The sequence below is a fragment of the Polyangium mundeleinium genome, assembly GCF_028369105.1.
In the GTDB taxonomy this organism is placed as follows: domain Bacteria; phylum Myxococcota_A; class Polyangia; order Polyangiales; family Polyangiaceae; genus Polyangium; species Polyangium mundeleinium.
On record NZ_JAQNDO010000001.1, the window covers coordinates 3,893,618 to 3,918,260 of the forward strand.

Annotated in this window: 16 protein-coding genes; 8 read left to right on the top strand and 8 right to left on the bottom strand. The window is 68.3% G+C overall.

The window, feature by feature from the left end; genetic code table 11:
- Positions 1 to 13 precede the first annotated feature (13 nt).
- Positions 14 to 550, top strand: a complete 537-nt coding sequence (locus POL67_RS15625) for a hypothetical protein (protein ID WP_271918155.1) — start codon at positions 14 to 16, stop codon at positions 548 to 550.
- Positions 551 to 557: 7 nt separating this feature from the next.
- Here the strand turns inward: POL67_RS15625 and POL67_RS15630 are convergent, their stop codons facing one another.
- Positions 558 to 1,268: a hypothetical protein gene (locus POL67_RS15630; protein WP_271918156.1), complete on the bottom strand. Its 711-nt coding sequence runs from the start codon at positions 1,266 to 1,268 to the stop codon at positions 558 to 560.
- Between the two features lie 104 nt (positions 1,269 to 1,372).
- On the opposite strand from POL67_RS15630, the gene POL67_RS15635 reads away from it, so the two are divergent.
- Positions 1,373 to 2,569: a hypothetical protein gene (locus POL67_RS15635; protein WP_271918157.1), complete on the top strand. Its 1,197-nt coding sequence runs from the start codon at positions 1,373 to 1,375 to the stop codon at positions 2,567 to 2,569.
- Positions 2,570 to 2,872: 303 nt separating this feature from the next.
- Here the strand turns inward: POL67_RS15635 and POL67_RS15640 are convergent, their stop codons facing one another.
- Together POL67_RS15640 and POL67_RS15645 are read right to left on the bottom strand one after the other, a co-directional pair.
- A complete protein-coding gene (locus tag POL67_RS15640) occupies positions 2,873 to 3,241 on the bottom strand; it encodes a hypothetical protein (protein ID WP_271918158.1) in 369 nt (122 codons plus the stop codon).
- A 120-nt stretch (positions 3,242 to 3,361) separates the two neighbouring features.
- Entirely contained in the window at positions 3,362 to 4,084 is a 723-nt protein-coding gene (locus tag POL67_RS15645; protein WP_271918159.1) for a class I SAM-dependent methyltransferase, read from the bottom strand.
- Positions 4,085 to 4,315: 231 nt separating this feature from the next.
- Between POL67_RS15645 and POL67_RS15650 the strand changes: the two genes are divergently transcribed.
- Together POL67_RS15650 and POL67_RS15655 are read left to right on the top strand one after the other, a co-directional pair.
- The gene (locus tag POL67_RS15650; protein ID WP_271918160.1) at positions 4,316 to 4,696 is read left to right on the top strand and encodes a hypothetical protein; all 381 of its coding nucleotides are present in this window, start codon (positions 4,316 to 4,318) and stop codon (positions 4,694 to 4,696) included.
- Between the two features lie 11 nt (positions 4,697 to 4,707).
- Positions 4,708 to 5,958, top strand: coding sequence for a S1 family peptidase (locus tag POL67_RS15655; RefSeq protein ID WP_271918161.1), 1,251 nt, complete (start codon positions 4,708 to 4,710; stop codon positions 5,956 to 5,958).
- Positions 5,959 to 5,985: 27 nt separating this feature from the next.
- Here the strand turns inward: POL67_RS15655 and POL67_RS15660 are convergent, their stop codons facing one another.
- From POL67_RS15660 to POL67_RS15680, 5 genes are all read right to left on the bottom strand, one after another.
- Positions 5,986 to 6,351, bottom strand: a complete 366-nt coding sequence (locus POL67_RS15660) for a hypothetical protein (protein ID WP_271918162.1) — start codon at positions 6,349 to 6,351, stop codon at positions 5,986 to 5,988.
- Between the two features lie 24 nt (positions 6,352 to 6,375).
- Complete coding sequence (locus tag POL67_RS15665) at positions 6,376 to 6,711, bottom strand: hypothetical protein (protein WP_271918163.1); 336 nt, start codon at positions 6,709 to 6,711, stop codon at positions 6,376 to 6,378.
- 231 nt (positions 6,712 to 6,942) lie between these two features.
- Positions 6,943 to 7,317, bottom strand: coding sequence for a hypothetical protein (locus POL67_RS15670; protein WP_271918164.1), 375 nt, complete (start codon positions 7,315 to 7,317; stop codon positions 6,943 to 6,945).
- Between the two features lie 99 nt (positions 7,318 to 7,416).
- Positions 7,417 to 7,755, bottom strand: a complete 339-nt coding sequence (locus tag POL67_RS15675; protein ID WP_271918165.1) for a hypothetical protein — start codon at positions 7,753 to 7,755, stop codon at positions 7,417 to 7,419.
- Positions 7,756 to 8,144: 389 nt separating this feature from the next.
- Positions 8,145 to 8,537, bottom strand: a complete 393-nt coding sequence (locus tag POL67_RS15680; protein ID WP_271918166.1) for a hypothetical protein — start codon at positions 8,535 to 8,537, stop codon at positions 8,145 to 8,147.
- Between the two features lie 554 nt (positions 8,538 to 9,091).
- On the opposite strand from POL67_RS15680, the gene POL67_RS53610 reads away from it, so the two are divergent.
- The 4 genes from POL67_RS53610 to POL67_RS15700 all read left to right on the top strand — a co-directional run bounded on the left by POL67_RS53610 (position 9,092) and on the right by POL67_RS15700 (position 24,289).
- The gene (locus POL67_RS53610; protein ID WP_271918167.1) at positions 9,092 to 14,557 is read left to right on the top strand and encodes an AAA family ATPase; all 5,466 of its coding nucleotides are present in this window, start codon (positions 9,092 to 9,094) and stop codon (positions 14,555 to 14,557) included.
- A gap of 106 nt (positions 14,558 to 14,663) precedes the next feature.
- Positions 14,664 to 15,164: a hypothetical protein gene (locus tag POL67_RS15690; protein ID WP_271918168.1), complete on the top strand. Its 501-nt coding sequence runs from the start codon at positions 14,664 to 14,666 to the stop codon at positions 15,162 to 15,164.
- A gap of 298 nt (positions 15,165 to 15,462) precedes the next feature.
- Positions 15,463 to 15,597, top strand: coding sequence for a tellurite resistance TerB family protein (locus tag POL67_RS15695; RefSeq protein WP_271918169.1), 135 nt, complete (start codon positions 15,463 to 15,465; stop codon positions 15,595 to 15,597).
- A gap of 727 nt (positions 15,598 to 16,324) precedes the next feature.
- Positions 16,325 to 24,289, top strand: coding sequence for an RHS repeat-associated core domain-containing protein (locus tag POL67_RS15700; protein ID WP_271918170.1), 7,965 nt, complete (start codon positions 16,325 to 16,327; stop codon positions 24,287 to 24,289).
- Positions 24,290 to 24,643: the final 354 nt, after the last annotated feature.

Genomic DNA, 24,643 nt, shown 5'->3' on the forward strand with positions numbered 1-24,643 from the left:
GTACGCTGTGCCCATGAACCAGGATTGTTCTCGGGTCGCGGCTCTCGTGGGTCTCCTTCTGTTCACGCCTGGCTGCAGCGGATGGCTCCGGGCCGAAGGTGGATTCACCACCTCGACGACCCTCGCGAAGGACCGGCGAGGTGGTTCCTTGGGCCTCGAAGCCGCCCTCGGCGATCGCGACCTCCCCCTGGCCTTCGACGTCGCGATCCGCGGCAAGGTGACGGAGGGTGCAGGGGACGGCACGCTCTTCCTCGGCGCCCTCCACCTCCACAACCCCGATCCCGTCGGTTTTTATCTCCTCGGCGGCACGAACTTCTTGCAGCTCGGCAGCGCGGATGGGGCTTTTTCGTTCGGCATGTTCTCCCCCGTCGCCGAGGCCGGGATGGTCATCGGGTTCGCGGCCAAAAAGAAGAACGGCATTCCCGTGAGCGCGCCGGGCATGCTCACCCTCGGGACGCGGATCGAATACGACCTGCGCTTCACCTCGCAGCCCCACGAGGGGTTCTGGACGGTGAACCTCGGTTATGCCGTCGGCGCGGCGCCGCGATGAGGGGCCTTCAGGGGGCGCGACGTCGTTTCAACGTCATGCGGTGGTCCTTGCTGCCGACGACGAGGAAGTCGTCACAACCTTCGGTGTACGTGGTGAACAACGTCGTCCACACCTCCGGCTGGTGCGTGCTCTTGCAGACGGAGTAGGTCGACATGAGCGTGGCGCCGTCCGTCACGTAGGTCCCTTGCCCCCACCCTTGCAGGTCGGCGCCGTCGAGCGCGGGGATGTCGTAGTCCTTGAAGTTCAACGTCGTGTGGCCCGAGTCGTCGAACACGAGGACACGCTGCGTCTTCGAAGGAGCCTCGGCATAGGAGACCTCCGCTTTCACCTGCTCGTACTGGCCCGGCAGGATCACGCCGCCCGTATACGTGGCGTTCCCGCCGAACACGAGGAAGGGGATCGCGTCGGCCTCGGTGGCCAGGGGCAACGCGCCGCATTCCGGGTTCGCGATGGAATAGATCATCGGGTCGAGCGCCGGCGCGCACGTGCCGCCCCCGCCGCCCGTACCGCCCCCGCCCATGCCGCCCATGCCGCCCATTCCGCCGGAGCCCGCGCCGCCGCTCCCCGTGCTGCTCTGCGAGCCGCCCCCGGCGCCGCCGCCGCCCGCCCCGCCCGTGTTTTCGTAGGAGCGCTGCTCCGCTTCGCATCCGGCCGCCAGGAGCCCAGCGACCATGACGGCGATCCCCGCCGCGGCGCAGACATTCTTTTGATGTGACATCTTGCCCTCCTCGAGCTTCCTACCTCTCCCGAGAGCCTTCACCTCGTCGACGCGACCCTCAAGAAGATTCGATCTTCGGTAGGACCCCCTTTAGAGTCGTCTCCATGACCCTCCTTGCGGCCCCGCCTCTTTTCCGCACCTTCGCCGTTTCGCTCGCCGCACTCCTCCTCCCCGCGCTCGGCTGCAACAACACGCCCACGTCCTCCACGTCGGCTCCGTCAAGCGCGAGCGCCTCGGCCGCCGCGCCGGCTGCTTCCTCGCAGGCGCAAGCGCCCCGCACCCTGGAGCTCCCCGAGGGCGTTTGTCGGATCTCCTACGAGGGATTCCGCGGCGCGGGGCTCACGCTTCGGCTCGCGCCGGAGGGCCCCGCGTTCGCGATTGTCGGGGAGAAACATGTCGGCGGCATGGCTGGCCTCTTCGGCACGGCCGGCCAGGACCGCTCGGCGGACGTCGTGCTGCTCGACGGGCCTGCCAAGAGCGTCGGCATCCGCATCAAGAACCCGGACCTCGTGCTGCGTGGCTTCCTCGACGCCGCCGAGCTCGTGCTCCACCCGGTCCGCGCGCGCGCCCTCGGCGGCTTCCTCGTTCCCACGCGCTTCCGCGTCGTGAGCGCCTCGTCGGCCGGCGTCGAGGTCGCGCCGCGCTTCGGCAAGGAGGTCGAGGTCCTCGGGAGCCTCCCGGCGCAGCGCTTGACCTGCGCGGAGCTCTCCCTCGACGCCGCCGTGCTCGACGTCGACCCCTCCGTGCTCCCGTCCTCGAAGAAGGACACGTACCTGCTCCTCCGGGGAGGGAATCCCATCGACCTCGCCGTGGAGCCCGCAGGGCCGGCCGTCGCGCGCCTTCACCCGGCAAGCTTGTCCACGTCCGTCCGCGTGGTCGAAACGAAAGGCAAGGCGACGCGGATTGCGTGGTCGCTCGATGAAGGGACCGTCTTTGGCTGGGTCGCTTCCTCGGCCCTCGAGGAGCCGCCCAAACATCACCGCGCGCAAGGCCTCCAGGGGATCGACCGGCCTCCGAACGAGGAGCCCGTGGCGTCCTTCCTTTGCAGCGAGGATGTGCCTCTCGTCGCCGAGGTCGCGGGCGAGCGCGTGACCGTGGGCCACGTGCGGAAAGGCACGCGGGTCGGCATGATGGATCGCGCCGCTCCTTACGCGCGTATCGCCGCGCCGCGCGGCCCGGACCACGGCTTCGGGGCCCCGCCCCCGGAGACCATCGCCGCCGAGGGCGCGACCTTCCGCGTGCCCGCCTCCGCGCTCGACGGGTGCAAAACCCAGGCGGAGCGCCCTCCGAGCACGCACTGATCGCTTTGGGGCCTCCCCAAAGAGCCTGCGGGCCGCTCATCGTGACCTTTGGGGCCTCCCCATGGAGCATCCCGACCGGCGGGACCTCACGAGGGGGCGCCCCCATGCCCCACCCCGACGGCCGGGATTTCCCGTTGGGGCCTCCCCATGGAGCATCCCGACGGCCCAGACCTCACGTGGGGGCTTCCCCGTGACAGATCCCGGCCGCCTGGACCGCGTGAGGGGGCGTCCCCATGACCGATCCCGACGGCCCGGACCTCGTTTCGGGTCCTCAGCGCTCCATTTTGGAGCACCTTGGGCCCTTCACGGCATCGCGAGTGTCGATTCGAGCACGCGAATCACCCGTTGCGCCTTCACGAGCTCGCTGCCCCAGGCTCGCTCCTCGGAGAACAATCCGGTGTGATACGCGAACTCCAGGATCACGCGCCGCGCGGGCTCGCTCTGATGGCAGTCGAACTCGACGCTACGAAGCTTCCCGGGGGGTTCGTCGTGCATGCGGAGCTCGCTCTCGGGCGTGCCACACTGGGCAAGGACTTCGCCCACCGTGAGCCCGGTCCACGAGGCCGGCGCGTCATTCTTTCGTTCGGCGCGAAGCTCCTGCTCCTGGCGGCTTCCACATGCAGCGCTCGCCGCGACGAAGAGGAGCAATACGAGCGATGAGAATGCGCGCATCGTCACGGATCTCACGCGATGACCCCATGCAATTCCCGCCCCGAGCGTGGTTTCCGCATCCCCGCGGACTCTGCAAGAAGGGTCCGCGGGTTGTCAAGCGATGCGCGCTCCCCATGCACGTCACGCGCCGATCGTGGATGGCTCGTAGCGCGTCACCCACACCCTGAAATGGAGCTCGCCGAAGATGAAACGAGGCGCCGCGAAGCCTGCCTGGGCCAGGAGCGCGAAGACCTCGGCCTCCGAGGCCGGGACCCGCATCGACGCCATCGCATTCCGTCGGTGCTCCATCGCCTCGGGCGGCGAGCCATTCCGGACGAGCCGTTGCTCCTCGACGGCCCGGAGCAGCGGCTCGTTTCCAGTCCGACAACCGATCACGAAGGGCGCCCCCGGCACGAGCCTTCCGGCGATCTCCCGCAGGAGCGCGATACGCGCGTCATCGTCCTGGAGATGGTGCAGGACGCCGATCATCTGCGCGCCGTCGAACGAAGGCCCGCGCGGGAGATCACGGAGCTCGCAGGCATGCAAGCTCGTCCGTTCGAGCAGGCCTGCCGCCGCGAGCTTTTCCCTGGCAATGGCGAGCATCTCCGAGGAGGGATCGACGCCCGTGAAATGAAAATCGAATCCTGCGTGGCGCGCGAACGGCTTCACCTCGCTCCCGGTCCCGATGCCGACCATCAAAAGCGACGCAGCCTTCTGGCCCGAGAGCGCCGCGACGAGCACCTCCGAGGCGACCTGGAGCATGGCTTCGTAGCCCTCGATCGAGAGGCGCACCTGGCTGTCGTATTTCAATGCACGCTCGCGCCCGAAGCTCACCGCATGTTTCTCGTGCTCGTCCGTTTTCATCACATGCTCTCCTTGGAACGACGGTCCTCGGACCGCCAGCGAGCGAGAACGTAGCGCTCTCCCGCGGAGGCACGACAGGGCGGGGTTTTGGATCCGATCGGCGGATCTTTCGAGGCGGGAGCGCGAGGCCGCCGCCGTGGCCCGCTTGCGACGTGCATGCGAACCCCCATGCTTCGTGCAGGAACGTGGGTCCGCCATGCTCCTCCTCCAAGGATTGGAAGGAGTTTCCCGATGATTCGATTCGCCATCGCCGCCATGCTGCTCCTCGGCCTCGCATCCGCCAGCTTCACGGCCCTCGCGGCGGACGACGCCGCGCGCGAGGACGCCGCGGACGTGGAGCGCGGCCTCAATACCCTGAGGGTCATCAGCAAACTCGACCGCACCTGCGAGATATGGGTCAACGGGTCGTTGCGGGCGACCATCGGCCCCTTCGGCAACAGCGGCATCCTCGCCACCTCGCCGAGGTCCAGCGTGGGGCGGACGGAGATCATGGCTCGCTGCGAGAGCGCGGTTTATTTGGAGGTCGTGACCGAAACGCGTCGTCATTGTGATCTCACGATCGACCCGACCGTGAGGGGGCACGATCTCCTCCTCGGGCCCTGCCACGACTGAGCTCCCGCGAAATGGGCGCGCGTTCCCGGTCCCTCGTGATGGTGGTCCTGGCCTGCCTTTCGGGCGCCGCCTGTGGGGCGCCCGCCGAGGAGCCGCTGGCGCTGGCGCTGCCGCTCGTCGGTGGTATGCCCGTGCCGGCCGGGCAATGGGAGACCGCCGTCGCCATCACCCGCGGTGGGCTGATCACTTGCTCGGGCACGCTCGTGCACCCGCGCCTCGTGGTGACGGCTGCGCATTGCGTGCGTGGCCTCGACGAGCCGGAGGCCTTGCAGGAGGCCGGCGTGTATGTCGGGCCGGGCGCGGAAGGGGGCGCCGCGCGGCCCACGGTGGCCCTTGCGCGGGCGGTCATGCACCCGCTGTACAAGAAGGCCAGCCCCGAAGCCCTCTTCGGGCGATACGACGTGGGCCTCGTGATTCTCGCCGAGCCCCTTCCGGCCCTTGCCACGGTGCCGCTCTTGACGGACGTCGCCGAGACCCGGGAGGCCCTCGTGCCGGGCCGGGAGCTCCTCCTCATCGGGTATGGTTTCCGGGACCGCGAGGAGGACGTCGCCCGATATGGACGCAAATACGCCGCGTGGACCCGCGTCGCCGCCGTCGGCCGCGCCGAGCTCAGGGCCGGGGGCGCGGCGGCCGATGCTTGCACCGGCGATAGCGGCGGCCCGGCTCTCGTGCGCCTGGAAGGCGGCTCTTTCCGGCTCGTGGGCCTCGCGTCGCGCGGGCCCGTCCCCTGCGCCGACGACGGGAGGCCTGGCAAATGGAGCGTCCTGCGTGAGACGGCGTGCTGGATCCAGGAGGAATCGGGCGTCGATCTCGCCCTCGGGGACCTGGATTGCGCGCTCCCGTCGCGCTCTTCGCAAGAGACGCTGGACAGGGAATCCTTTCCAGCGCGATGCGAGGCGCTGAAGAACATGGGCCCCGGTCCGCGGCGCACGTTGCGGGCCATGGCCGCCGCGCTGGGAGAGCCGGCCTCCGCGGCGGGCTCGCCCGATTGCCAGCGCCTCGGGGAACGCCTCGCCGCGACGGAGGCGCTCTCGCTCGAGGATCTCGCGCTGACGGACCTTTCGCCGCTCGCCGGGCTCGCCGGGCTGCGTCGCGTCTCGCTGCGCGGCAACTGGTTACGGTCCCTCGCACCCCTCGAGCGCCTGCCGGACCTGCAATGGGTGGACGTCACCGCAAACGGCGTGGACGACCCGGAGCAGGCGCGACGGCTCGAGGCGCGTGGCGTCGTGGTGGTGGGGGAAGAGGCGCAGCTCGCGCCGTAGAATCCGCGAGCCGCGCATCCGCGCGGGCTACGTCGTGGGGCAGTTCCAAAGGTCCTGGAGGTGCTTGCACGGCAGGCAGCCATCCTCGCTGCAGTACATATCGGACGAGCCGGGCAACACCCTGGCGGTGACCGAGCAGGTATTGTTCCCGAGCGGTCCGGGCGTGACCACGATCGACCGCGGCTGCAAGCGCCGGTGGCATGTCCAGATGCCCACGGGCGCCGAGTTGTGCATGGCATCCGCCGCCGCCGCCACGTTCGACGGCTCGGCAGGTGGCCCGAACACGTCGTCGTCGTCCTCCCACGTGCAGCCGTTCACGAAGGCGAGCGTGGCGACCAGCGCAAGCCCGAATCCAGTCAGAATGGCGCGACCAGCTCGATGACACGTTTTCATGAGGGCCTCCCTTTTTTGAACTCATCAGAGCGGATCACGGAAGGGGCATGCCAGGCGGATCCGCAGTGCCTGGCAATCCGGGCAAGTGATGAAGTTGTTACGGATGCTGCAGAAGCGCTCCGAAGAACCCTGGAGCGGCGGGGCGAAGATCGTGCAGGTCGAGTTCCCCCACGGGCCGGGGTAGGCCACCATCGTCCCGTAGTGCAAGCCCCCGCTGAGGGTGCAGCTGAACATGCCCACCGGAGCCCGGGTTTCCAGCTCCTCCACGGCCTCCGCGCTGGATGGTTCGACGGAATGTTCTCCCTCGCTTTCGTCGGCATACACCGGCGCGCAGCCGTGCACGAGGGCGAGCGCAGCCATGAGCGCCCTCCCGAGCCCACTCCGGAGAGCGTGATCCACGGGACGAGAATGATGCATGCTTGCCTCCATGTGTTCATCGTGCGCCGGCATGCCTGCGCAGCGCCGACGAACCCCGAACGCATGGTTGCAATGCGGATGCCCCGGCGCCGCCGCGTCGAAAACGATCACTCCCTTCGACGCGAGGGACGAGGAGGTCCGGCCCCCTCCTCGTCCCGCATCAAGCCTGGCCGCTCACGGCATGATTGCGCATCCGAGCGTCTCCTTGAGAGCCAGACAGTCAGGGCAGGTGCCGGGCAATGGAGGCGCGGGGAAGCAGAAGCCCCTCGACGCGTTGGGCGGCTCCGAGGCGAGTATCCTGCAGGTCGGGGTATCGCCGTCGGAGGTGAAGACCTCCAGCGCCGCGAGGATCAGCCCCTGTGCGAGGGTGCATGAATAGACGAGGCGGGCGTCGCGGCTCTGGAGGTCGTCGGTGGCGTCGCTCGATGCGTCAACGGGTTGCTCCGCGGCATCCCCCGACGCACAGCCATTCACGAAGGCGACCACGACCAGAAGCAAGAGCCCGAGGCGGCTCGGAAGAGCGCGACACATGTCGCGGCGGTCGTTCATGGTTTGCTCCTTTGTCGATCGAGGCGGGACCGGCGGTGGACCTCGTTTCTCACGAGCCGGCCCGCCGGCATGGTCTAGGTTCGTCCGACCGCGCCACGGTTAAAACAAGCAATTCCAGTTCCGCGCGAGTGTCATGCAATCCGGGCAGGTTCTGAAGTCTCTGCCCACGCAGTACGTCGTATCCCCTCCATCGCCGGTGAAGATATCGCATCGGCCACCGGCGTAGGCCACCAGCACGCCTTCGAGCAATCCCCCTCCGGTGGTGCACGCCCATTGGCCCACCGGGGGCCTGGCCACCAGGTTTTCGGTGGCTTCCCCGCGCGACGGGTCAACGGATGGATCCGACGCGTCGTCGACGTCCCCCGACGCGCAGCCATTCACGAGCGCGAACGCCGCCACCAGCGAGAGGCCGAAGCCGAGACGGAGAGCGCGACCCATCGGATGCAGAGTATTCATAATCGCCTTCCTTTCAATCGAGGCCCAACACGCTGGGATAGCGCCGGAGAACCTCGATCGCCCAGACTGCAATCGAGATGCCATGGGCATCCGTCATCCAGCGGCACAGCGGGATGCAGCGCCACCCGGCGTGCCCGCGGGGCCATGGGCTGGGCGAGGGCATTCCGCGCACGATCGAGCGACGACGAGGAGACGGGCGTCCACCACGAGCGACGACGCGGGCGTGGAGGAGACTGGAATGGAGGAGGAGCCGCTTTCTGCAGATCCGTGCTATTCGATCCTGCAGCACGAAAGCGCGTGGGCGACCTTCGGGCAGTGAATGCATGAGCAAGCTCGATGAAGATGGCTCAGGATGGCCTTCCTCTTCGAGCTCATCGGCTCCGCGCTCGGGTCCGCGCACGGTAGGGGCACGAAAGGTCGACCCGGAGGGCCTGGCAATCCGGACAGGTCGTGAAGACGCCCGTGCCGGTGCAGTAAATCTTCGAGGAACGCGCGAGCCTCGGCGCGACGATGGTGCACGTCGATTTCCCCTGCGGGTCGGGGTAGACCACCATGGACGCGGGTATCAACCCCTCGCTGAGGGTACATTGGAAGGCGCGCACCGAAGCCCGGGTTTGCAGTTCATCCGCGGCCTCCTCGCTGGGGGGCTCGACGGATTCTTCCCCCTCGCCTTCCAGGGCGCCTTCCACCGGCGCACAGCCGTTCGCGAGGGCGAGCGCCGCCAGGAGCGCCATACCAAACCCGCTCCGGAGAGCGTGGTCCACGGAAAGATGATTGCACATGCTTGCCTCCATTCTTTCATCGAGAGCCGGCGCGCCCGTGCAGCGCCGACGAGCCCCGTCGAACCCCGTCTGATTTGCAATGCGTGTGCCCCGGAGCAAGCACGAGCATGGAAAGCGTCGCGCCCCGAAGAGCAGCCCGCGGGGCGCGACGTGCACCGTGGGAGATGACGCCTGTTCTTCTCCTCCGCTCGATGGGGCCTATGCCGGCGCGATGCAGCCGATGGAACGACACGATGGCCAGGGTGCAATCGTGATGCCCGGGGTGCGCCGCGCGCCTGCGGCGAACCATGACGGGCGGGACGAAATCCAGGCGGACCGGTGCGAGCGCGAGTGATTTGTCGCATTGCGTTTCGTAGGACAACGCTTTGGACCCCTCCCCGACGACCCATTCACCGTCCCGCGGCCTTCCGTCCGGACGAGCACGACGACCCGCGCCTCCACGCTCGCCCGAGCCGCGCGCTCCGGTCCTGCCCGCGCGGGCGCCGGCGCGCGACACAACCGTGTGCGTTTGCTCCCGATCGCGGTAGAAGATCCAAGTGGAGGTCCTCGGCGGATATACAGTCATCGACACCGTCCGCGTGAGCGACCGGTTCATCCTTCAGCGCGCCACGCAGGAGGAGGGGAATCGGCCGGTCCTCCTCAAGTACCCCGCGTCCAAGCACCCTTCGCCCGAGACCCTCCGGCAGCTCGAGCACGAGCGCGCTGTCGCCCGCGACCTCGATTCGGGCCTCGTCCTCCACCCGCTCGCGCTCGCGCGCTGGGCCGATCGCACGGTCCTCGTCTTCGAGGACTTCCGCGGCGTCCCCCTCCGCCGCCTCCTCGGCGTGCCCATGGATGTCGGCCGCTTCCTCCGGATCGCCGTCAAGACCGCGGAGGCGCTCGCCGGGTTGCACGAGCACCACGTCATCCACAAGGACATCCGGCCCGACAACATCCTCGTCGACGTCGAGACAGGCCAGGTCAGGCTCACCGATCTCGGAATCGCCTCGCTCCTCCCGCGCGAGTACCAGGAGGCCGATCGGGTGAGCTCCATCGAGGGCTCGCTCCCGTACCTGTCGCCGGAGCAGACCGGGCGCATGAACCGGGCCATCGACCACCGGACCGATCTCTACTCCCTCGGGATCACCTTCTACGAGATGCTCACGGGCCATCTGCCCTTTCACGCCGCCGATCTGCTCGAATGGGTCCATTGCCACATCGCCTTTTCTCCAAGGCCGCCGCACGAAATCGTCCCCCGGATCCCCGAACCGCTCTCGGCCCTCGTGCAAACGCTCCTCTCCAAGGTCGCCGAGGATCGTTATCAGACCGCCCGCGGGCTCGCCCACGACCTCGCGATCTGCCTCGCGCGATGGGACGCGACCGGCGCCATTCTCCCTTTCCCGCGCGGCCGCGCGGACGTCTCGGAGCAGTTTCACCTTCCGCAAAAGCTTTATGGCCGTGACCACGAGATCCGGACGCTCCTCGCGCGCTTCGAGCAGGTCGTAGAGGCCGGCGAGCCCGAGCTCGTGCTCGTCTCCGGGTATTCGGGCATCGGCAAGAGCTCGCTGGTCCGCGAGCTCGACATGCCCGTCGCCACGGCCCGCGGCAGCTTCCTCGCCGGCAAATTCGAGGAGACCCAGCGCGACGTCCCGTATGCCACCGTCGTTCGGGCCTTCGTCCAGCTCATCCGGCGGGTCCTCACGGAGAGCGAGGAGAAGATTGCCTCGTGGCGCGCGCGGCTCTCCGCGGCCCTCGGGCCGAACGCGCAGATCCTCGTCGACCTGATCCCGGAGCTCGAGCTCGTCCTCGGCGAGCAGCCCGCCGTCGCGGCGTTGCCCTTCACCGAGGAGAAGAGCCGCTTCTACATGGTCTTTCGCCGCTTCCTCTCGACCTTCACGGCCGAAGGGCGGCCCCTGCTCCTTTTCCTCGACGATCTGCAATGGGCCGACGCCGGCAGCCTCGCGTTGATCCAGGAGATCCTCACCCACCCCGACACGAAGCACCTGCTCCTGATCGGCGCGTATCGCGACAACGAGGTCACGCCGGCGCACCCGCTCTCCCTCGTGATCTCGGCGATCCGCGCGGCCGGCGCGCGTGTGCACCCCATCGTCCTCGCCCCGCTCACCTCCGAGGACGTGCACCGGATCGTCGCCGACACGCTCCAGTGCGACGTCGCGCGGGCGCGGCCGCTCGGGGCCCTCGTGGAAGCGAAGACCGGCAACAATCCCTTTTTCGTCCTGCAGTTCCTCGCCGCGCTCCACGAGCGCGGGCTGCTCTCCTTCGATCGCGAGGCGCGCGCGTGGACCTGGAACCTCGCCTCCATCCGAGCCGCGCCGTTCACCGACAACGTCGTCGACCTCATGGCCGCCAAGGTCGAGCGGCTCCTGCCCGAGACCCGCGCCCTCGTGGTCCAGGCCGCCTGCCTCGGCTGCGAGGTGGACATGGGCACGCTCGCCGCCGCGACCCGAAGGTCCATGAGCGACCTCGACGGGGCTTTATGGGGCGCGCTCCACGGCGGCCTCATGAGCCGCGTGGGCGACACCTATCGTTTCCTCCACGACCGGGTACGGGAGGCGGCGTATCTCCTGATCCCCGAGGACCAGCGGCCTGCGACGCACCTCGCGATCGGCCGCACGCTCTTCGATGCGACGCCGCCCGAGGAGGTCGAAGCGCGGGTCTTCGAGATCGTCCACCAATACAACTTCGGCGGCGCCCTCCTCGACGATCCGGAGGAGCGCGCGCGCCTCGCCCGCCTCGACCTCCTGGCGGGCCGGCGGGCCCGGACCTCGACCGCGTACGAGTCTGCCGCGGGTTACCTCGCCACCGGTGTGCGGATGCTCGGCCCCGATCCCTTCGGGGCTCCGCACGCGCTGGCCTACGATCTCCATTTCGAGCTCGCCACCTGCACGTTCCTCCGCGGCGACCTCACCGGCGCGGCCGAGCAGCTCTCCGCGCTCGCGCCCCACGCCACGAACCGGCGGGAAGAGGCGGCGATCCGGCGCCTGGAGGTCGACCTCTACACGAGCCTGGACGATCTCGACGAGGCCGTCGCCCGCGGGCTCTGCGGGCTCGCGCTCTTCGGGATCGTCATCCCGGCGCACCCCACGCGCGCGGAGGTGGAGCACGAGCACGAGCGCGTCTTCTCCCTGCTCGGCGATCGGCCCATCGAGGGCCTCATCGACCTCCCGGAGATGACCGATCCCGAGATCGCCGCGGCGCAGGACATCCTCGCCGTCCTCTTCGCGCCGGCCCTGAACACCGACCCCAATCTATCGCTCCTGGTCTACGGCTCGATGGTCCACCAGAGCTTGCGCCACGGCAACTCCGACGCCTCCGCGCTGGCGTATGCCTATTTCGGGATGAGCCTTGGCCCGGCGTTCGGGCGGTACCGCGAGGGGTATCGCTTCGGCAAGCTCGGTTATGATCTCATGGAGAGGCGGCGGAGCACGGCGTACAAGGCCAAGATCAGCGCGATCTTCGGCGACAACACGCTCTTCTGGACGCACCACCTGGAGGCGTGCCTCCCGTACCTGGACACCGCCTTTTGCGCCGCGCTCGAGACCGGCGACGTCACGTTCGCCTGTTATTGCTGCAACCGCATCGTCGTCGACCGGCTCCTCCTCGGCCACCCGCTCGATCAGGTCTTCGAGGAGGCCGAGCGCCGCTTGTCGTTCACCCGGCGGGCGCATTTCGACGCCTCGACGCAGGTCATCCTCGACATCCAGCACCTCGTCGACTCTCTGCGCGGGCGCGCGACGCCGAACGGGGGCGCCCCCGACGAGGCCGACCGCGACGCCGTCATGGATCAGTATCCCTGGGCGGTCGTCACCTGCTGGCACTACATCATGCAACTCGCCGCGCGCGTCTTCGCGGGGGATTTTCGCGGCGCCGTCGACGCCGCCACCCGCGCCCGAGCGCTGCTCTGGTCGACCGTGGCCCACGTCCAGGAGCCCGAGTTCTGGTTTTACGGCGCGCTCGCGCTCGCCGGCCACCACGACGACGCCACCGCCGCCGATCGCCCGGCGATCCTCGCCACCCTCCGCGAGCACGAGCGCAAGCTCGCCGCGTGGGCCGAGGCCTGCCCCGAGAACTTCGGCCACAAGCACGCGCTCTGCGTGGCCGAGCGCGCGCGTCTCGAGGATCGCCCGCTCGACGCCATGCGCGCCTACGACGACGCGGCGCGCGCCGCCCGGCGCCACGGCTACATCCAGAACGAGGCCCTCGCCAACGAGCTCGCGGCTCGTTTCTACCTGAACCGCGGATTCGAGACGAGCGGGGGCGCGTACCTGCGCGAGGCCAGGAATGGGTACGCCGAGTGGGGCGCCCACGCCAAGGTCGCCGAGCTCGAGCGCCGCCATCCGTGCGCGTTCGACGACGGCCCCGCGCCGCTTGCCGCCGCCATCGTGGCCCGGCCCGAAGAGCTCGACCTCATGGCCGTCCTCCGGACCTCGCAGGCCATCTCCACGGAGATCGACCTCGCTCGCCTCCTCGAGACCTTGATGCGCGCGCTCGTGCAGCGGGCGGGAGCGCAGCGCGGGCTCCTCCTCCTCGTCCGCGACGACGAGCTCCGCATCGAGGCCGAGGCGTCCTCCGGCCCGGCGGGGGTCCGCGTGAACGTCGCCGCCCGGAGCCCGACGGCGTCGGCCGTCCCCGCGTCGATCGTCACCTACGTACGCCGGAGCCGGGAGACGGTGATCCTCGACGACGCCGCGCAGCCGAGCCTCTTCTCGCGCGATCCCTACCTCGCATCCCACGGCCCGAGGTCGCTCTTGTGCCTGCCCATCGTGCAACAGGCCCACGTCATCGGCGTGCTCTACCTGGAGAACGATCTCGCCCCCGGCGCCTTCACCCGCGAGCGCCTCATGGTCGTCGAGTTATTGGCCTCGCAGGCCGCGATCTCCCTGCAAAACGCCATCCTGTTCGACGCGCTCCACCGCAGCGAGGCGCAGCTCCGCGCCATCGTCGACAACACGACGGCGCTCATTTCCGTGAAGGACCTCGAGGGCCGGCACCTCCTCGTCAACCGGCGGCTCGCGGAGGTGCTGGGCCGCGACGACGCCATCGGCCGCACCAACGAGGAGCTCTTCCCCGCGGACCTCGCCGAGAGCCTGAGCAAGAACGATCGGAAGGTCCTCGAATCGATGGCGCCGCTGGAGGTGGAAGAGCACGTGCCTCTCCCGGACGGCCTGCACACCCATCTCTCCATGAAGGTGCCCCTGCGCGACGCCACGGGCGCCACGTATGGCGTGTGCGGGGTCTCCACGGACATCACCCAGCGCGCCGAGGCGGAGAAGGAGCGCGAGCGCCTGCTCCGCGAGGCCCAGGAGGCGCTCCGGATCCGCGACGAGTTCCTCAACATTGCCTCGCACGAGCTGAACACGCCGCTCACCCCGCTGCGCCTGCAGGTGCAGCTCCTGCGCCGGCGCCTGGAGGATCCCGCGCTCGCCGCGAACCCCAAGCTCCAGGGCTTGCCGCGCCTGCTGGAGATCGCGAACCACAGCGTCGAGCGGCTCGAAAAGCTCGTCGGCGAGCTGCTCGACGTCGTGCGCATCGGCGCCGGCAAGCTCTCGCTGGCGCTCGAGGACGTGGATCTCGCCACGCTGGCGCGCGAGGCCATCGACGGCCTCCAGCATCAGGTCACCGTCGCGGGCTGCACGGTCGAGCTCGTCGCCTCCGAGCCCGTCGTCGGCCGGTGGGATCGGTTCCGGATCGAGCAGGTCTTCATCAACTTGCTGACGAACGCCATCAAGTACGGCATGGGCAAGCCCATCACCGTCGGCGCGCGCCGCGTGGGGCCGCGGGCCGAGTTCTGGGTCGAGGACCGCGGCATGGGCATTCCCAAGGACGATCAGGCCCGGATCTTCGAGCGTTTCGAGCGCGCCGTGTCGAGCCGCAGCTTCGGCGGCCTCGGCCTCGGGCTCTACATCGCCCGGCAGATCGTGGAGGCCCACGGCGGCACGATCCGCGTGCACAGCGAGCCTGGGCACGGGGCGACGTTTACGGTGGAGTTGCCGGGCGGGTAGCCGCTCCCTTCGCGCGGGATGGATGAGGATGGGGGGGCTTGCTTGGGGGCGAAGGTCTCCCCAACATCCGGGGAGGAGGGCTTTGCGGGCCCCGGCATGGATGCGCATGGCAAGAGGACTCCCGTCGTCGTGGAAGGAGACCGCCGTCAGCTTGGCGATAGGCGCCGTCTTGCTGTTCATCTTCCTGGATGACCGGTTCCCCACGTGGCTCCGCGCGAGCATCGGCATTTTGATCATTGTGGCCCCGGTGCTGCCCTTTCTGGTCCTCCTCCCCTGGCATTTCATCGCGCGGTCTCGTGGCCTTGCCCCACGGAGCGACGTTCCTTGCGTGGTGTCGCTCTCGGAAGGGGGGCTTCACGTCCAGCGAGGGGACAAACGCACGAGCCATGTGCTGGACCTCGTCGCGCGGGCACGGTTTGCGCGAAACGACAACTGGACCGAATCCAAGATGCTGGAGGACGCGCTCGGGCTCTTCACGGCGAAGGGGCGGGAGATCGAGCGGCTGCCCGAATCGGCGACCGGCCTCGACGAGCTCCAGCGCGAGCTCGGGGCCCGCGGGATTCCGATCGAGGATGTCGAGGTGAGCGCGCCGGCGTTCCTCGATTGATTCGAGGCGCGCAGGGAGCGGCGGGATGGAGGGGAGAAGGTGGTGGGACGCCTCGGCCGATAGGAGTCGCCCCCCTGCGGGCCGCTCGGGCTTGCCTTTGGGGCCTCCCCAAAGCCCTTGCCGGCCGCCGGAGCCCGGGCTTGGGGCCTGCCCATGCTCAAGTCCTACAAGGCCGACGAAGACATCGAGAAGTTCATCTCCATCACGCCGGCAACGAACGCTTCACGACGCTTCCTCATCATACGACGCGATCCAGGCCTGCAGCGCCGATGGACAATACAGTGACGCGGAGAGGGCCATGGTGATCCGGATGGCAGCGAAGCTCGGGGTTTCCGAGGACCTGGTCCGGCAGATCGAAGAGGTCTGCATCGAGGAAGCCCGGCTGCGGGAGAAGCGGCTGAAGCTGGTGTATCCGGAGGGGGCGCCCCTGTAGGCGGCGGGCGGCTCGGGCCCCCCGCGTCCTGAACTTGGGCCGCTCAGAGGCTGACGGCGAAAATGTTGCCGGATGCAAGCCGACCCTCGATCCATGCAAAGCGAGTCTGGCCGAATCGACCCGCCAGGGGGCGGTAGCACATGTAGGCTGCCATGCTCGTTGGTCGGGGCCTTAAGAGTTCTAAGCGTACCGGCGGGGCCCATGTCTCAGCGGATGCAAACGAGCCCAGCCTGGGAAAGCCTCGAAGAGCAGCGCATCCCCGGCACCCGGGGCACGACGCCAAAGGGATACCGCCTATGGGGATGGGCCGAGGGGCGCCTTAGCGTTCGCTGAAATTTCTCGCGCGCTCGACTCCTCCACGCGCAGTCGCCCTGTCGCCTCGTAAGGCCCGACCCACCCGTAGGACAGCACATAGGTGCTGTTGCGGAGGATGTCTTAAGGGCAATTTAATCGGCCCCCATAGCGCGGACACTCCATGCTTGTCGGGCTTCCACGAGATACGCCATGCAACCCAGCGCGCTCCTCGGCAACATGTTCTCGCTCCTGTCGAGTGGCCCCCGCGCAGCATTCCGCGCTCATCCATGGGTCGGGGTCCTCCCGCAGCTCATCCGCGATCCCTTGCGCCTGCTCGACGCGCTCGCGAGCGAGGCCCCGACGCGCGTCGTCCGGCTGAACGCGGCGCCGGCGCCCCCTCTACCTGCTCACCCGCCCGGAGCACGTGGAGCACATGCCTCGACGGCCTCTTCTTCGTGCAATTCGGCAAGGGCGCGGCACGCGCCCCAGGAAAGGTTCGGGAATGTTGTTTTCTAGTGCATCTCGGCATCGCGCCGCTCGCCTGGAACAGGCGAGCGCGAGCCGCTGCGTATCCCCTTCGACGAGGGGAGGTTTGCCGGGGCAGGCGCGCTCGACATGCTGGTTCGGGGCGATCCTGGCGCTTGGGCTCGTAGGGTGCCTGGCCGATACGGGTGACGCGTCCGGCCAGGCGGTCGCTCCCAGCGAAGAGGGCGTGACGTCCACCGACACGGCGGCCTTGGAGGCCACGGAGGATACGCGGACCTGTGCATCCGGCTTCGCCTACAGCTTTGCGTGCCACTCCATGCAGCCGACCAACGTCTGCCCCCAGGCGGGCACGGCGCCGTGCTCGCCCTACGAGAGCGACTACGATCCGGAATGCTCCATCGCGTCGTACGGGCAGCGCCAGGAGCACCTGACGCTCACGGGTTATTACAAGCAGGTCAAGGTCTGCACGCCGGACGAAGGGGGCGGACCGCCGGTGTGCGACTGGGAGCCGCAGGCCTTCCTGCACACGTCGTGCGCCGCGCACGCCGAGAGCGAGATCGCGCGGCTCTCGTACGGCGACGCGGCGATGGTGACATACACCGCGAATCAGGGGCCCATCCTCGAGCATTACCCCACGAAGCCCTCGGCCAGCTGCGACATCACCTATGACGGATGGCTCTCCCTCGCGCGGCCCGTCCATGCGTCCTGCCGCCATGCGAACCACCCGCTGGCGCCCTCGTCCGAGTGCGGGACGGAGCTGCGAAGGAGCGCTCCAGGCTCCACCCTCGCACAGGCGAAGCAGGAGGCGCAGAGCGCCTGGGAGGTGCTGGGCGGCGTTGGGCCCGTCCCCCTGAGCACCGAGCCCTTCTGCCCGAGCGACCTGGGCACGCTGCCCACGGATCGGCAGAACGGCGAGACGCCGGGCGCCATCGAAGGTGCGGCCAGCGTCTCGCCCACCGGCGCAGCGCAGTACTCGATACCGCTCTGGGTGCCCGAAGGGCGCGCCGGGCTCGCGCCCGAGCTCGAGCTTTCCTACTCCAGCCAGGGCGGCAATGGCCTGCTCGGCGTGGGCTTCTCGCTCTCGGGCCTTTCGCAAATCACGCTCTGTCCCAAGACCATGGCGCAGGACGGCGAGGCGCAGGACGTACAGTTCAGCTCCGACGACCGTTTCTGCCTCGATGGCCAGCGGCTGGTCGCAGTCCATGGCCCCTACGGGGCCGACGGCACCGAGTACCGCCTGGAGAACAATCCTTTCACCAAGATCGTCGGCGTCGGCTCCTTCGGCGGCGTCGGGCCGGAGATGTTCCGCGCCTATCTGAAGGACGGGAACATTCTCACCTTCGGCGGCTCGGGCAAGTACCTCGGCGGCCTGCGCGTGACCGTCGCGCGCAGCAGCAGCGGGCCGGTCGAGTCGGTCGAAGGCGAGCATTACGCCTGGCCCGTGGCGCGCATGGAGGACCGCGCGGGCAACTACATCGACTACGACTACGCCACTTCGGTGGTCAACGGCGCCGAGCTGTGGCCGACGCAGATCCGCTGGACGGGCAACACCGGCGCAGGACTCGCGCCGCAGCGTTCGGTGCGCTTCGTCTACGAGGAGCGCCCCGACATCCAGGAGAATTACGTCAACGGGCTGAAGATCCGCTCGCCGCGGCGCCTCAAGCGCCTGGAGATGTGGGGCCCGAGTCCCAACCAGCCCGCGCTCCTGCGCTCCTACGACTTCGCATACGCCAACACGTCCATCTCCGGCCTCAGCCAGCTGACGCAGGTGAAGGAGTGCGATGGCACCGGTGCCTGCAAGCGCCCCACCACGTTCGAGTGGACGCAGGGAAGCTGGGACTTCGAGCGGGAGGAGACGACGATCTCGCTCGACCCCTTCACCATCGGCTCCACCGAGGTCTCCTACGTGGAGCTCTTCGCCGCGAAAACCGACCCGCTCAGGGGAGACCAGCTGATCCTCCACCGGAACGATGGGCGATGGGAGGTCGCCAGCTCCGTGTTCCAGGATGAGGACCCCAACATCTCCGACGTGTCGCCGCGCTTCGTGGACACCGACGCGAGCGGCGGGGCCGAGATGTTCAAGGTCGCTGTCCCCGGGGGCGGCGGCGCCAAACGCTGGATGCGTTTCAATATTTTCAATGGTCAGATGGGGTGGGACGGCATGGACGGGGAGTCGTCCACCATGTGGCAGTCCTTCACCGAGCCCTATGACCCGCCCTTGTACTTCGCGGATCTCGAGGGCGATGGGCTGCCGGAGGCGCTGCGCATCGTCAAGACGCCCGAGGCGTTCATCTGGGCATTCCGACCCAACACCCAAGGCACGCTGGGCGAGTACTTCCAGCTGCCGAGCCTCCGCGCTCCCTGGGCCAACGACGGGTTCGCGCAGGCGTATTCGGCGCACATCGAAGGCTCGAGCCGCACGTCGCTGCTGGTCGCCGAGAAGGACGCCTTTGCCGACGGCAAGAACTACCTGACTGCGCTGGAGCTGCGAGGCGGTAACCTGTGGCAGCATCCCACGACGCTCGAGGCCTTCACCGAGGGCCAGCCCAAGCCGCGCTACTGGTTCGCCGACATCAATGGCGACGGGCTCGCCGACGCGCTGCGCTTCACGCCGGAGGGCGGCGCGCCCGTGGTGCACATCAACACCGGCAACGGCTTCCGCGCCGGCGAGTCGCACTACATCGCGGTTGGCTACCAGGCGGGCCGCTTCTACCCGTGGCAGAAGCAGGATCCGCCGGGCATCTACACGGCAGATCTCAATTTCGACGGGAAGCAGGACGTGCTGATCGCACAGAAGTACCGGCCCGACGGCCAGTCGCGCGATCACTGGGTGATGATGCAGTCGACGCGCTACGGCTTCGAGGGGCGCATTCTCCTGGACGTGCCGCTCGGCGCCATCGGTCTGCCCTTCCTCGCCATGAATACGGCCAAGTTCGTCACGCTCGGAGATTTCAACAACGATGGGCTCACGGACATCCTCCAGTCCGAGACGGTGAACGGCTCTCGCCGCGTGGTGAAGTACCTGCGGAAGGGGCCGCGGCCCGACGTGCTCACGGCGGTGCGGGACGGCAACGGCGCGCGCGCCGAGTACAGCCACCAGACACGGCAGCAGACAGGTTTTGACGTCACCGCCGACTCGGGGTGGACGGTGAGGCAGCAGGCACCGGCTCCAACCTCGACGTCGGTGGTAAACGAGCTGCGCCTGGATGACGGAAAGGGCGGCCTCAACCGCTATACTTACAGGTACAGCGGCGGGCGCATCGACCGCCTGCGCGGTTTCCTTGGCTACGTCACTCACACCGTGACGGACGAGCAGACGGGCGCCATCGTCTATACCGTATACGACCTCTCCAGCTCGGCGCGCGTGGGCACCGCATACCCTCTGGCTGGCAAGCCCGTGTATTCGCGCAGCTGGGTGAAGCTAGAGACGGGCTGGACGCAGGTCACGGAGACCTCGACGCATTACGAGGTGACCCAGGAAGCGAACGGTCACGTCTTTTTCGCCTGGCCACAACACATCACGCGCGTCGACGTGCAGCTGCCGCCAGGGCAGACGCTCTCTGTGCCAAACTACTTTAGTCTTCATCCATCGTACAGCTGGCTGCCCGGGAGGATCCCGCCCCCCTTCATCGCAGGCGCCGTAATCACCACCGGAGCCGACGTGGAGCAGGTCTACGACGCCGACGGCAACCTCACCTCGAAGCTCACCAAGGGCATGTACGGCGGGCAGTATACCGGCGAGGAGCAGCAGATCACGACGACCTTCAAGCCGAGGGACGCGGCGAACTGGCTCATCGGCCTGCCGGAGATGCGCTACACCACCCATCGCATGGACGCGAGCACGGCCGCGACGCGCACGGTCGGCTTCGACTACTATCCTACGGGCCTGCTGAAGACGGAGACGGTGGAGCCCTGGGGCCATCTGGACGCGTACCTGCGGACGGAGTACCAGCGCAATGCCTTCGGCCTGCCCATGCAGGTGACGGCCACCAATTTCAGGGGCCAGAGCCGTGCCGACTCCATTGGCTACGACAGCCTGGAGCAGATGTTCCCGACCACGGTCACCAACACGCTCGGGCACACGACATTGACCGAGTACCACCCGGGCCTCGGCGTGGTGACGGCAGAGACCTCGCCCAACGGGCTTCGCACCAAGTCGCAGTACGACGGCTTCGGCCGGCTACGCGTCGCCGACAGCCCTGACGAGGCGGACACCACGCTGCATTACGGCTGGGGCAGCGATGGCCTCGCCGAGATCCTCACGCAGCATGCCGACGGCAGCAGCAGCCTGCTGCGCCTCGATAAGCTCGGCCGCGAGGTGGAGACCCGCACGACCGGCTTCGATGGTCAGCCGGTGATCCAGCGCAAGGTCTACGATGCCCTCGGCCGGCGCACGGCTGTCTCCGTGCCACGCAGGAGCGACGAGCCCGAGCAGTTGACGAGCTTCGCTTATGACAAGCTCGGGCGCCTGCTTCTCGAAACGCATCCGGATGGCACCAAGGTCGAGCACGTGTACTCCATCGATCGCACGGACACGATCGACGCACGGAATGCCGTCTCCTATGTGCTCTACGACGCCGCAGGCCGCGTGGTGGAGAGCGCGGAAGGAGCCTTTGGAAGCGCGACCTTGCGGACCCGTTATGTCTACGCTCCCTTCAACCTGCCGAAGCAGGTCCAGATATTCGAGGGCGCGGAGGTGCGCCAGACGAGCAAACTGGGGTACGACATCCTCGGCCGCCGCACGCTCCTCGAGGAGTATTATGGCGCCAGCGCCACCGCGGGCTACCGCGAGCAGTCGGTGTACGAGGACGGCCTCGGTCGGCGTGTGCGCGACATCAACGCCGAGGGGGAGACGATTTCCGACTTCGACGCGCTCGGGCGCATCGTGCACAAGGACAGCCCCGACTTCGACGTCGACTACACCTGGGATAACGCGCCCGGCGCGGGTATCGGCCGCCTCGCCACGTACCTCAGCTTCGACGAGGGCGTGCGGGTGGACTACAGCTACGACGCGTTCGGTCACCTGAGCCAGTCGTCCTGGGATGTGGCCGATCCGCTCGTCTCCGGCGCGCGCAACACGCACGTGGTCCATTATTCCTACGACGGGCTCGGCCGCCTGGCAGAGGTCGAGTACCCCGAGGTGCCGAACCACGCGCGCTTCTTCGCACGCTACGGCTACACCGACTTCGGCCACCTGAAGGAGGTGACCGACGGCAGTGGCCAGCTGTTCTGGCGCGCCGAGGGGATCAACGCCCGCGGCCAGCTCACCGACGAGCGATTCGGCAATGACGTGACCTCGCATCGCGTCTTCGACCCGCTCCGACACGTGCTGCGTCAGATCAACACGCAGAACAGTGCGAACGAGGCTGTGCAGCAGCTCGGCTTCGACTTCGACGCGAATGGCAACCTGACGCTGCGCACGGACGGCGTGGCCCAGCTGCACGAGAGCTTCGGGTACAACCCATCCCTCAATCGGCTCGAGAGCTGGTCGGTGGCGCCGCTGCAGGCGCCGGAGAGCCCCTTCGCGACGCACAACTTCCACTACGACGGGCTGGGCCGACTCTACGCCCGCGAGGTGCTCTTGGGCGACCCGGCCAAGGCGCTGACGATCGACTACGACGGCTCCGGCGCGCACAACCCCTATGCGCCGATCAGCTCCAACCTCGGCAGCTACGACTATGACGGCAACGGCAACCAGATCGAGGGGCCGCAGCGCCACGTAGACTACACCGCGTTTGGCCTGCCCCGGCAGATCAGCACCTGGACCACGACCACCCGTTATCACTACGGTCCCGGGAACAAGCGCCTGCTGAAGAACGCGAGCAGCGGCGAGGTGACGACGTACATCGAGGACCTCTACGAGCGGCGGTATCGGACCGACGCGGTCGCGCACGTCTTCCACGTGCTGGCGGGCGGCCGCACCGTGGCCGAGGTGGTCTGGAAGGAGCAGGGCGGCAGCATCCTCGACGAGGAGGTCAACTACCTGCACGACGATCACCTGGGCTCGCCAGCAGCGATCACCGACGAATCGGGCGCGGTCAAGGAGTACCTGCGCTTCGACCCATTCGGCGCGCGCGCCGACGTCGACAATCCCGCGCTGCCCGCAGGCGCGGTCGCCAGCGGTGACGTGCGCCAGGGCTTCACCGGGCACGAGATGGAGGACGAGCTCGGCCTCATCAACATGAAGGGGCGTATCTACGACCCGAAGAGTGGCCACTTCCTCAGCCGCGATCCGATGGTGCAGTCGCCCTTCAGCCCGTGGTCGTACAACCGCTACGCCTACGTCGGCTACAACCCGCTCTCGGTCACCGATCCCACCGGCTTCGCCGGCGATCCGACGCACGGCGGCGACCTTTGCTACCCCTCGTGTCCCACGGACTCTGGCGGCAGCGATCCCACGATCGGCATCCCCATCCCCACCCCCTTCGGGGTCATCGTGATCACGGTGTCGCTCGACGTCGGCTCGGGTGGTGGCTCGAATGGCCCCAGCCGAGGCGGTCGCTCGCCTCAACGCGCCGACGAGAACGGCGGCATGGCGACCGAGGATGCCGAGCCCACGCGGGGCGGGCAGTCCAATGGCGGCGACCCTCGGTCCGGGTGGCAAAAGTTCAAGGACGGCCACTACGTCGGCACCGGCTTCGGCGAGGACGCGGCCATGTATTATGCCAACCTGACGACCGATCCCGACGCCACGGTCGGCGATCTCGTCGTCGGCTGGACCGGTGGGCTCTTTGCCTCGCTCTGGACGCGGGACACCTACTTCGATACCGCTTCCACGCTCATGACGGCCGGGGGGCTCAACAACCTCCTCAAGAATGCAGCAAAGGGCGCGTCAGAGGGGTTGCTCTCGACGTGCAAGGGCGGAAAATGCGCGGATTTGATCAACTGCTTCGTCGCCGGGACGCCCATCCTGACGCCGGACGGTGCCCGCGCCATCGAGAGCCTCCAAGCGGGCGAGATCATCGTCTCGCGGGATACCGAGACACCTCCGGGAGAGTGGCAGTCCCCCTCGGCGGTCGCGATCCTCAGCGAAGCGCGCCGGAGCGACGCCGCCGACCGACCCTTCGATGGCGAGGCGCGTACGCCGAGCTTCGACGACGTCGTCTGGGTGCTTGCGCATGAAGGGCACCGGGCGTCACACGTGGTCCTGCGGGAGGTTCGCGCCGGCGCGCGGGTGGCCTTCCAAGGACGTGTCTACGAGACGCGGCGCAGCGGCAAGGGCCTGGAGATCCGGGCGACGGGCGAGACGCTGCAGCGCATCCGGCAGACCATGCGACACGGTGCCACGCGCCTGGTCGAGCTGACCGTGCGGACCTCGCGGGGCGAGCACCGGCAGGTGGGCACGGCGGAGCACCCGTTCTACGTGCCGGCGCGCCGCGCCTTCCTCGCCATGACCGAGCTACAGCCGGGGATGGCCCTGCTCGGTGAGGGTGGCCAGCTGGTCGAGGTCGTCGCGGTGCAGCCGCGAGCGACTTCGGACGAGGTCTTCAACTTCGAGGTCGAGGGGACGCACACGTACTTCGTGTGTGACGGCGCGGCGTCCAGCTGCGAGCTGGTGCACAACGACTGCGCGCCCAAGCCCGGAGTGACCCAGATGTACACGCCGAAACCTAATGGCGTACCACGCCAGTGGACGCCCTCCGGACGCCAGCTCATCGAGGAGCCTGCGGTTTCCAAGGCGCTCGACAAGCTCCGTCCAGAGGTGCGCCAAGGCGTTGATGATGCGCTCGAGATGCTCGCCTTCGACAAGCCCGGGCTGAATCAGCACGCGCTGGGAGGTAACCGAGCAGGGCAGTGGGCCATGGATATTCGGGGCACGGGCGCGGGGCGCGGAGCCGGTCGTATCATCTACGAATACCTCAAGGACGGGTCCATCAGGCTCGTCGAGGTGCTGACCAAGCACAACTACTGATCCCTGTCCGATACCCTGCCGGAGGGCGTCGCCTCGCTCGAGGACGCCCTCCGGCAAGGCGCAGCGCTCGCAGGACGGCCGGTCGAGGCGTTCACGGCTCGGTCCATCTCTCCTTCGAGGCGCGCCGGCTGGTGCAGTTTCGAGGTCGACAAGGGCGTCGCCGACTTCACGAGTCTCCATTTCACCAGCTGGTTTCTGCGCCCGACGATGACGATCGACGAGGTGGCCTCGGCGCTCGACGCCCGGGCCGTACCGTCATCGACGGGTGACCCGCTACGACGTGCCGCTGCTCGAACTCGGCGAGCACGAAGGGCCTCGACGCGGTCGCCGGGGCGGAGGAAGCCCGCGCCGCGA